Origin of the sequence: Streptosporangium sp. NPDC050855 (genome assembly GCF_044456585.1) — a bacterium.
GTDB classification, from domain to species: domain Bacteria; phylum Actinomycetota; class Actinomycetes; order Streptosporangiales; family Streptosporangiaceae; genus Streptosporangium; species Streptosporangium longisporum.
The window spans coordinates 22,996-32,913 of sequence record NZ_JBITFY010000040.1 but is presented as its reverse complement, the minus strand read 5'-3'; the positions used below and the strand labels follow the sequence as shown (position 1 = coordinate 32,913).

The window sequence follows — 9,918 nt, the reverse complement described above, 5'->3', positions numbered from 1 at the left end:
GGCTACCTCAGCCCCATCGACTACGAGCAGCAGACCATCGATGGGGTGCTGCTCGCCGCATAACAACCGGTGTCCACACTTCGGGGCGAGCCCCCATCACCTCAACCGACAGGCCCGTGATCCGCCGGTTCTCCAGGATGATCGTCCGTCCGAGTGTTCTCACCACGTCTGGCCCAACGAGCCAGGGCCTCAAAGGCCACGGCTAATCATGCACGAGGTCGTTAGCCGCAGAGCGCGAACACCGCGCCACCTCGCCGACGCCCTCCGTCACCAAGAACGCGCCCGCCGGGATCCGGTCGCGGCCGACCTGGCCGCCTCCCAGCGCGAACAGGCCCGCGCCAAGAACCCGGCGGCCGACCGACGTCGGACCTACCGCCCGCCGTCCGCATCCCGGATTTTCCCGACCACGCCTCGCCGAGGGCAAGGCCTATAAGCGGGCAGTGGTGCTCGAACGAAGCACGTGGTTGTCGGGACCGATGTATGGCTGCTGGCTCTGTGCCTCTCGAGGCCATGGGTCCTCGCTGCGCTCGCCTTGCTACAAGGACTCCTTTCCGTGCGGATGTTCCTTACCCCCGCCGAACGCGCTGACCGCGAGCGGAGATTTCTTGATACTTCGTGTTCTTCCGGTCAACGCGGGGTGTGGCTCAGGGCGTGTCAGGGGTGGCTTTCACCGACGAGAGGAGACCGGGTGGATGAGGATTTCGTGGACTTCGTGCGGCATCGGGGTGAGCACCACCTGAGAACGGCGGTCCTGCTCACCGGGGACTGGCACGCGGCCGAGGACCTGGTGCAGTCCTGTCTGGGCAAGCTGTACCGGGTGTGGCATCGGCTGGACACCAGCAGTGAGCCGGACGCCTACCTGCGCCGCATCCTGGTCAACACCTACCGGTCCTGGTGGCGTGCCCGGTGGCGCCGCGAGGTCCCGCGGGCCGACCTGCCCGATCTGCCCGGCTCCGCAGACGTGGGGGAGGACCGGGCGATGGCCGAGGACATCCGTAACGCGCTGGCGAGACTGCCGGCCAGGCAGCGGACGGCCCTGGTGCTGCGCTTCTTCGTGGACCTGCCGGAGGTGGAGGTGGCCGATCTGATGGGTTGCTCGGTGGGGACGGTCAAGACCCACACCCATCGTGGCCTGCGGTCGATGCGCCGGATGATCTCGCCGGACCCGGCGGTCAACCGAACCGAGGCGCAGCGGAGTGGGATCCAGTGAGACATCGACACGAGGAGTCGTTCATGAACGAAAAGGAAATCCGGGCACTGCTCGTCAGGGCCACCGAGGATCGACCGGCGGGCATCGACCTCATGTCGTCGATACCGCCGGCACCGGTACCCGCACCGGCGACGCCGAGGCGGAGGCCGGCTCGGATCTTGGTACCGATCGCCTCGATGGGCGTCGTCACCACGGTGGGGGTGCTCACGCTGCTTCTGCCCGCGAGCCAGCCCTCGGCCCAGGCCCAGGTGGTCGCCGCCGCCGAGAACACCAGCCAGGAGAGCTACCGGATCCACAGCACCACCGGCGCCAAGACCTTCGACGGGGCCTTCGACCCCGCCCAGCGTGTGGGCGTCATCACCAGAGCCGCGGACGGGGCCGAAACCCGGTTCGTCGGCGACCTGATGTACGTCCGCCAGCAGCGCGAGGGGAAATGGACGGTCTCTGCGCGCATCGATGCGGAGCTGAAGAGCGCTCCGCAGGCCGTCGCCCTGGTCAAGCTCGCTCCGCTGGATCCCCAGGAGGCTCTGCGACGGCTCCGTTCGGCCACCGACGTCCGTGAGAACGGCTCCGCCTCGGGGCAGGGCTGGACCGGCCAGAGGTTCACGTTCTCGCTGAAGGACACGGGTGAGCCCGGCTTCAAGGAGATCACAGGAGCCGTGAACGTGGACGACCAGGGACGGGTCCGGCGGTTGGAAGTCGCCTTCGGTGACACCGGCCAGCGAAACGTCCTGGACTTCGAGGACTTCGGCACCCCGGTGACGGTCACGGCCCCGCCCGCCGACCAGGTGGAGCAGCCACCGGCCGACAAGCAGAAGCCCAAGGCGGACCAGATGCCGGCGGACACACCGGACCGCGATCCGGCCGACGAGCCGATCGTCAAGAACCCCTGACCGCCCCGTCCGGCACCCGCCGGCCACGTAGCGGCCTTCGGTGCCAACAGAAGCTGACCGCCCCGGGAGTCACAGGGGTGGACGGTCGACGAGGACTGACGACCTCAGGGTTTTAAGCCTCGACGACCTCGATCCCGGCGTCTGCGAAGCGGCGGACCGTCACGGCGGGGGCATCACCGTCGGTGACGAGGACGTCGATGTCGTCGCAGGGGCAGATTCTGGCGAACGCCCGCGTGCCGAGCTTAGAGGAGTCGGCCACGACGACCACCCGCTGGGCGCGGGACGCCATCAGCCGGTTGATCCCGGCCTCGCCCTCGTGGTGGGCGAAGGCGCCCCGCTCGGGGTCGAGCGCGTCCACGCCGAGGATCGCGATGTCGAGCGAGACCTCCCGTAGTACGCCGTCCGCGAGCGGCCCGATCAGCTCGTACGACGCGGGCATGGCGACGCCCCCGACGACCACCAGCTTGACGTGCCTGCGCACGACGAGCTCGTTGGCGATGTTGAGCGCGTTGGTGACCAGGGTGAGGCTCGGCTCGCTGCCCTGCCGGTGCAGGTCGGCGCTCGTCGCCAGGGAACGGGCGACCTCGGTGGTCGTGGTGCCGCCGTTCAACCCGACGACCGCGCCCGCCGGGACCAGGGCGGCCGCGGCCGTGGCGATCCGGTGCTTCTCGGGCGCGTGCCTGGCCGCCTTGTACTGCAGCGGCAGGTCGTAGGAGATCGCGTTGACGACGGCGCCGCCCCGGGTCCTGGTCAGCATCTGCTGGCGGTCGAGATGGTCGAGGTCACGGCGGATGGTGGCCGCCGACACCCCCAGCTCACTGGCCACGGGGTCGACCTCGACCCTGCCGTCCCGCGCCAGAATCGCGAGCAGCGCGTTCCACCGGTCGTGGCTCGTCATGAGAATTTCCTCCTCACCGTCTCCGTGCGTTTCCGCACGTCCCTTGGCCGTTCTCGGTCGCCGCGGGCGGTCCGGTGAGCCCTTCACCGTCCCGGCGAGGTCGCGCCGTCTCCGGCCGTTCCTCGCCGGCGCGTCTGTCGCGGCCCCGTTCCCGTCGTTCCCGGCTGTTCGTGCCTGCTGCACGCCCATATTGCTCCGCGAAGCGTATCGAGCATTGAACCAATTACTCTTGCTCATAGATGCTCAAATATGGCATGTTGCAAGCACAAAGAAGCATCCATGAGGAGGTGCACGTGACGTACGTCCTGCGGGAGATCGCCAGCCAGCCGGCATGCTGGCGGCAGGCGCTGGAACTCGGTGCGGCGAACCCGGCGGGCCTGCCGGAGGCGGGTGAGCGCGTCGCCGTGATCGGTTGCGGTACCTCGTACTACATGGCACAGGCCTACGCGGTCCTGCGCGAGCGGTCGGGGCAGGGGGAGACCGATGCGTTCCCCGCCTCCGAGCTGACCGCGCGCCACTACGACCGGCTGGTGGCGATCACCAGGTCAGGGACCACGACGGAGATATTGCGCGCCCTGGAGGCGGCCGGAGACATCCCGACGGTCGCCGTCACCGCTGACCCCGCGACGCCGGTGACCGGCCTGGCCAAAACGGTGATCGCGCTGCAGTTCGCCGATGAGCGCTCGGTGGTGCAGACCCGGTTCGCCACCAGCGGGCTCGCCCTGCTTCGCGCGCACCTCGGGAAAGCTCCTGCCGACCTGGTGGCCCAGGCCGAGACCGCGCTCACCACTCCGCTCCCCGAAGGGGCGATCTCACGGCGGCAGTTCACCTTCCTCGGCAGCGGCTGGACCAACGGCCTGGCCCAGGAGGCGGCACTGAAGCTCAAGGAGGCCGCTCTGGTCTGGTCGGAGGCATACCCCGCGATGGAGTACCGGCACGGGCCGATCAGCATCGCCGACGAGAACAGCCTGGTGTGGTTCTTCGGCGGCCAGGAGGAACTGCTCGATGACGTCGCCCGCACCGGAGCCCTGAGCACGGCCGCCACCCTCGACCCGCTGGCCGACCTGATCCGGGCCCAGCGGCTCGCGGTGGAGCTGGCCCGGTCGCGCGGCCTCGACCCGGACAGCCCGCGCAACCTGACCCGCTCGGTGATCCTCCAGTAGTCATGGGCGAGATCGTCACCGTCACCCTCAACGCTGCGCTGGACGTCACCTATGAGGTGGAGGCGCTGGTGCCGAACGCCACGCACCGCGTCACCGCCGTCCACCACCGCGCCGGGGGCAAGGGGGTCAACGTTGCCCGCGTCCTCGCCACCCTCGGGGCCGAGGTCGTCGCCACCGGGCTCGCAGGCGGGAGCACCGGCGCGCGGATCACCGCGGACCTCGCGACGGCGGGGGTCCCGGCCCGCTTCGCGCCGGTGGCGGGCGACTCCCGCCGGACCGTGACCGTGGTCGCGGACGGCGACGCCACAATCTTCAACGAGCCGGGACCGGTCGTTAGCCCGAAGGAGTGGCGGGAGTTTTGCGCCCTGTTCTGGGAGTTGTGCCGGGACGCCCGGGTCGTCGTGCTGTCGGGGAGCCTGCCGCCCGGCATCGTCCCCGGCGCGTACGCCGAGCTGGTGACGGGGGCCCGCGCGCTCGGCGCGCGGGTGCTGCTGGACGCCGACGGCGAGGCCCTCGGACTCGGGGTGGCCGCCGGACCTGAAATCGTCAAGCCGAACGCCGCCGAACTCGAACGGGTCGCAGGCCCGGGCCCCGCGGAGCAGGCCGCGTCGCGGTTGCTCGGCGCGGGCGCGGCCGCGGTGGTCGTCTCCCGGGGAGCAGACGGCCTGCTGGCCGTCACCCCTGGCGGCAGCTGGTCCGCCCGCCCGTCCCGGCGGCTGCCCGGCAACCCCACCGGCGCCGGGGACGCCGTCGCGGCCGCGCTGGCCAGGGCGCTGCTGCACCCCGGCCCGATCGACTGGTCCCCCGTCCTGGCCGACGCGGTCGCGCTGTCCGCCGCCGCAGTGCTGTCCCCCGTCGCCGGAACCGTCGACCCCGCCGTCTACCTCGCCCTGTCCCAGGAGACGTAATGCCGCTCGCCACGACAGCCTCGATCGTCGCCTCCGCCCCCGACGGGGCGTGCGCCTTCAACATCATCACCCTGGAACACGCCGAGGCCGTCGTGGTCGCCGCTGGGCGGGAAGGGCTTCCGGTGATCCTCCAGATCAGCGAGAACGCCGTACGGTTCCGCCTCGGCCGCCCGCACCCCTTCGCCGCCGCGGCGCGCGCCCTCGCGGAGGCCGCCCCGGTGCCCGTGGCCCTCCACCTCGACCACGTCACCGACGACGCGCTCTTGTACGAGGCCGCCGAGGCAGGGTTCGGCTCGGTCATGTACGACGCGTCGCGGGACCCGTATGAGACCAACCTCGCCCGGACGGAGGCCGCCGCGCGCTGGGCACACGAGAACGGGCTGTGGCTGGAGGCCGAACTGGGCGAGGTGGGCGGGAAGGACGGGGCACACGCTCCCGGCGCGCGCACCGATCCCGCCGAGGCCGCCGCGTTCGTCGCCACGACCGGCGTCGACGCCCTCGCGGTGGCGGTGGGCAATTCCCACGCCATGACCTCACGCAGCGCCAGGCTCGACCACAACCTGATCGCGGCGCTGCGCGCAGCGCTCCCGGCCACCGTTCCGCTGGTCCTGCACGGCTCCTCCGGCGTGCCCGACGACGAACTTCGCCGGGCCGTCACCGCTGGGCTCAAGAAGATCAACATTGGAACCGCGCTGAACGTCGCGTTCACCGGTGCGCTCCGCGACTCCTTCGCCGACGGATCCTCCGGCGCCGACCCCCGCCCCCGCTTGGAGGCCGCGAGGGAGGCCATGGCCGCCGAGACCGCCCACCTGCTCCGCGTCGTCTCCGGCCGGGACTAGATTCGGCGCTGACGAGGCTCAGGGCCGGGCAACCCCAAGCCCTCAGGGGTGGGCGCGGGTGGCCACGGCGGTGGTGCAGGCGAGATCGTCGGGATTGGCGAAGGTCTGCCCGGCCAGAGCCTGGCGGCGGCGACAGGCATAACCAGGTCCGGGTCAGGTTCGGCGTCCTGCGGATGGCGGCTCTCTCAAGGCTGGAGCGGGACGACCGAGCGCGTCAGGCGGGCGCGCTCAGCGGCCCACACCACACGGTGCGTCATCAGGCTCTCGGCCGCGTCCGAACGGAGCAGGGCCGGATCACCTGAGGTCACAGCGGCGAGGAAGGCGTCGGTCAGCCCCTCGTCGCCGCCCCCGTGCCCGTCGGCGGCCGACGGGCCCGCCACGTCGTCGGTGGTGATGACGTCCTCCTCACCGGTGCGGAAGTCCATTACCCGCAGCTCGCGCCCATCGCCGTCGATGTAGCCGTGGGTGCCGAACAACCGGGTGCGACGGTGTTCCATCGGCGTGAACGCACTCATGGTGAACGAGCACGTCGCCCCGTCGTCGAACTCCATTACCACCTCCTGGTGGTCCACGACATCGTTGTCACAGGCGTATACGCATCGCCCGTACGGACCGGTGCGCAGCGCGTCCAGCACCTCCTCCTCGGTGCGTCCCGGTGTGACGGCCGACAACGGCCAGAACTCGCTGTCGGGGTTGCCGAGGCACCCCAGGTACAGCCGCGGCGCCGAATACGGGCACGACGGCTCCAGCGGGCAGTCGAGACATCGGTCGGCCGCCGACACGGGCCGCTCCTCGGCGCGAAAATGCGACAACGAGCCGAATGACGACACCCGCGCGGGAGGGCGGCCGAACAGGTGAATCAGCCAGTCCACGTCATGGCACGCCTTTGCCAACAACATCGGCGCCGAGGTGTCCTCACGCCGCCAGTGCCCGCGCACGAACGAGTGCGCCTGGTGCCACCATCCGACCGGCTCCAGGTGCTGCACGCTGATCAGTCGTCCGATTCGCCCGCTGTCCAGCAGTTCCTTGACCACTCGCGTGTACGGTGTGTACCGCAGTACGTGACAGACCGCGAGCATGATGCCGTTGCGCCCGGCCGCGTCCGCGATCAGAGTCGCCTCGCGCTCGCTGGCGGCCATCGGTTTTTCCAGGAGAATGTGGTAACCGAGGTCGGCCAGGGTCACCGCGGGGTCGGTGTGCAGCTGGTCGTGCGTGGCGATGACCACGGCGTCCGCGACGCGCCCGGCCGCCGCCAGCTCCTTCCAGCCCGGGTGCACCTGGTCCGGCGCGATCTCGAATTCCGTCGCGAACGCCTCTCGCCGCCGCTTGTCCGGCTCCGCCACCGCCACCACCCGTCCCGCGCCCGTGGCGTGCGCGCGGCGCGCGTAGGTCAGGCCTCGCAGGCCGCCGCCGACGACGGCTAGAGTCACCTCAGTCATGAAACCTTCCCCGATAAATAAAATGGAGAGCATCATTATTCGGTTTTGGGAAGCTGACTGCAAGGAGAGCCGATGATCGGGGAACCGAGCGGTGGCGACCTGTCGCGCCTGCGGCAGCTCAACGCACTCGCCGTGATCAAGGTCCTGCAGGGGCAGGGAGCGTTCACGCTCACCGAGGTGGCCAAACGTACGGGCCTGTCGCGTGCCTCTACCGAGGACGTGGTGCGCGAGCTGCTGCACAAGGGGTGGGTCGCCGAGGCGGAGGTCACTGTCGGCGGGGTGGGCCGCCCGGCCAGACGCTATCGCTTCAGAGCCGACGCGGGCCGGGTGCTCGGCATCGACATCGGCGGCCACAAGATCCTTGCCGTGATCGCCGACCTCGAGGGCAACGTGCAGCACAGCATCCGCGTCGCGGTCACGCCGCAGCTGGACCGGCTTGAACGCCTGGAGGCGGTGGACCGCGCGGTCGCCCAGTGCCTGCAGGGCGCCGGGCTGAACGGCGGTGAGGTGTGGGCCTCGGGTGTCGGCACGACCGGCCTGGTGGACAGCGGCGGCCGGGTGATGCTGTCGGAGGCGCTGCCCCAGTGGACAGGCGTGGACCTGGCCGAGCACGTCCGCCGGTTGGCTCCCGCCCCCGTGCTGGTCGAGAACGACGGCAAGCTCGCCGCCCTGGCCGAGTGCTGGCGCGGCGTGGCCCGCTACGCCAAGGACATGGTGTTCCTGCTGGCCGGGCTGCGCACCGGCGCGGGCTTGATCATCGACGGCAAACTGCACCGCGGCTTCGGCAACGCCTCCGGCGAGATCGGCGCGCTGCCCGCGCTCGGCTGGATTCGCGCGCAGGAGCACCTGAGCGCGGCTAGCGGCGAGGCGGGTGATGTGTTCGCCGCCGCGCGAGCCGGCGACAAGGCGGCGGCCACGGCCGTGCGCCGCTATGTCAAGGACCTGGCGCTCGGCGCGTCCGCGCTGGTCCTGGCGCTGGACCCGCAAATGGTCGTGGTCGGCGGCGGCTACTCGCGCTCGGCCGACGTGCTCATCGAGCCGCTCAGGCGCGAGCTGGACCGCTGGTGCATCCGCACCCCCGAGGTGCGCATGTCCACGCTCGGCGACGAGGCCGTGGTGCTCGGCGCCGTACGGCTCGCGCTCGACGACGTTGAGGACCGGGTGCTCAACGGCCGGACGTCGGCCGTGAGCCATCTGTAATCCGACCACTCTTGAAGAAAATTTCACTGGACTCCATTATTACTCACACGTTCTAGGAAGAGGACATGAGAGATGTGGAAGTCAGCACGAAGTGGTATAGCCCTCCTTTGCGCGGTACTGCTCGCCTCCGCGTGTTCAGGCGGTGAGCAGGCCGGCGCCGGCGGGCAGCCGCAGGAGAAGGTGACGCTGTCCTACGGCGTCTGGGACGCCACCCAGCAGGCCGTCATGCAGGAGCTGGCCGCGGAGTTCGGTAAGACGCACCCCGACATCGCCGTCGACGTTCAACTCACGCCGTGGGCCGACTACTGGACGAAGCTCAAGGCGGCGGCGAGCGGCGGCGCGGCGCCCGATGTCTTCTGGATGAACGGCCCCAACTTTCGGCTCTACGCCTCCAACGGCGTGATCAAGCCGATCGAGGAGCAGGTCGACACGTCGGTGTACCCCAAGGCCCTGGTGGACCTCTACACCTACGAGGGTAAGCTGTACGGCCTGCCAAAGGACATGGACACGGTAGGGGTTTGGTACAACAAAACGCTTTTCGATGTCGCGAAGGTGAAATATCCGGCTGACGACTGGACCTGGGCGGACTTCAAGGAGGCCGCCGACAAGCTCACCGACGACAAAAAGGGCGTCCACGCCGTCGGGGCGCAGCTCACGAGTTTCCAGGAGTACCAGTACAACACCATCTACCAGGCCGGTGGCTACGTGATCACACCGGACGGCAAGAAGTCCGGCTACGACGACCCCAAGACGATCGAGGGGCTGAGGTTTTGGACCGACCTCATCGCCGCCAAGCAATCTCCTGACCTCAAGACCATGACCGACACCGCCCCGCTGCAGCTCTTCGAGGCCGGCAAGCTGGCGATGTACTGGGGCGGGTCCTGGAATGTGGCCGAATTCACCAAGAACGACTACACCAAGGACAAGGTGGACGTCGCTCCGCTGCCGAAGGGTGAAAAGCAGGCCACGATCATCCACGGCGTGGCCAACGTGGTGTCGGCCAAGACCGAGCACCCTGCGCAGGCGTGGGAGTTCGTCAAGTTCCTCGGCTCCAAGCCGGCCGCCGACGTGCTGGGCAAGAAGGGCCCTATCCCGGCCTACAGCGGCACCCAGAGCGACTGGGTGGCCGCCCATCCGGAACTGAAGCTGCAGACGTTCCTCGACGCGGTCTCCTACGCGGTGCCCTACCCGGTCTCCGAGAACACCGCCGCCTGGCAGGAGGCCGAACTCACCCACCTCACCAAAGCCTGGACCGGCGAGGTGCCGATCGAGAAGGCGGCGACCGACCTCGCGGCCGGTATGAACGACCTGCTCGCCAAGGAGTGATGTGGCCATCACCGCCGAAACGCGACCCGCTTCGGCGGCCCG

At 69.8% G+C, this 9,918-nt stretch carries 9 protein-coding genes; 7 read left to right on the top strand and 2 right to left on the bottom strand.

Translation table 11 applies throughout. The features are described 5' to 3' along the window. Nucleotides 1-688 precede the first annotated feature (688 nt). Both ACIBCT_RS39570 and ACIBCT_RS39565 read left to right on the top strand, forming a co-directional pair. On the top strand, nucleotides 689-1,210 hold the full coding sequence (locus ACIBCT_RS39570) for a SigE family RNA polymerase sigma factor (protein WP_399197183.1): 522 nt from the start codon (nucleotides 689-691) through the stop codon (nucleotides 1,208-1,210). A 23-nt stretch (nucleotides 1,211-1,233) separates the two neighbouring features. After that, the gene (locus ACIBCT_RS39565) at nucleotides 1,234-2,103 is read left to right on the top strand and encodes a hypothetical protein (RefSeq protein WP_399197182.1); all 870 of its coding nucleotides are present in this window, start codon (nucleotides 1,234-1,236) and stop codon (nucleotides 2,101-2,103) included. 112 nt (nucleotides 2,104-2,215) lie between these two features. Here ACIBCT_RS39565 and ACIBCT_RS39560 read toward each other — a convergent pair whose 3' ends face one another. Then, nucleotides 2,216-3,001: a DeoR/GlpR family DNA-binding transcription regulator gene (locus ACIBCT_RS39560; protein WP_399197181.1), complete on the bottom strand. Its 786-nt coding sequence runs from the start codon at nucleotides 2,999-3,001 to the stop codon at nucleotides 2,216-2,218. Nucleotides 3,002-3,294: 293 nt separating this feature from the next. Here ACIBCT_RS39560 and ACIBCT_RS39555 point away from each other — a divergent pair, with 293 nt between their 5' ends. Genes ACIBCT_RS39555 through ACIBCT_RS39545 form a run of 3 tightly spaced genes read left to right on the top strand, consistent with a single transcriptional unit; the run spans nucleotide 3,295 to nucleotide 5,911 of the window. Beyond that, complete coding sequence (locus ACIBCT_RS39555) at nucleotides 3,295-4,164, top strand: SIS domain-containing protein (protein WP_399197180.1); 870 nt, start codon at nucleotides 3,295-3,297, stop codon at nucleotides 4,162-4,164. 2 nt (nucleotides 4,165-4,166) lie between these two features. Then, nucleotides 4,167-5,072, top strand: a complete 906-nt coding sequence (locus ACIBCT_RS39550) for a 1-phosphofructokinase family hexose kinase (protein ID WP_399197179.1) — start codon at nucleotides 4,167-4,169, stop codon at nucleotides 5,070-5,072. Next, a complete protein-coding gene (locus tag ACIBCT_RS39545; protein WP_399197178.1) occupies nucleotides 5,072-5,911 on the top strand; it encodes a class II fructose-bisphosphate aldolase in 840 nt (279 codons plus the stop codon). Before ACIBCT_RS39550 ends, ACIBCT_RS39545 begins: the two co-directional genes overlap by 1 nt. Nucleotides 5,912-6,096: 185 nt before the next feature. Here ACIBCT_RS39545 and ACIBCT_RS39540 read toward each other — a convergent pair whose 3' ends face one another. Then, a complete protein-coding gene (locus tag ACIBCT_RS39540; RefSeq protein ID WP_399197177.1) occupies nucleotides 6,097-7,350 on the bottom strand; it encodes a Gfo/Idh/MocA family protein in 1,254 nt (417 codons plus the stop codon). Between the two features lie 72 nt (nucleotides 7,351-7,422). On the opposite strand from ACIBCT_RS39540, the gene ACIBCT_RS39535 reads away from it, so the two are divergent. Both ACIBCT_RS39535 and ACIBCT_RS39530 read left to right on the top strand, forming a co-directional pair. Then, nucleotides 7,423-8,550 (top strand): ROK family protein, encoded by a 1,128-nt coding sequence (locus ACIBCT_RS39535; RefSeq protein ID WP_399197176.1) that lies wholly within the window; start codon nucleotides 7,423-7,425, stop codon nucleotides 8,548-8,550. Between the two features lie 180 nt (nucleotides 8,551-8,730). Continuing rightward, on the top strand, nucleotides 8,731-9,876 hold the full coding sequence (locus tag ACIBCT_RS39530; protein ID WP_399197175.1) for an ABC transporter substrate-binding protein: 1,146 nt from the start codon (nucleotides 8,731-8,733) through the stop codon (nucleotides 9,874-9,876). Nucleotides 9,877-9,918: the final 42 nt, after the last annotated feature.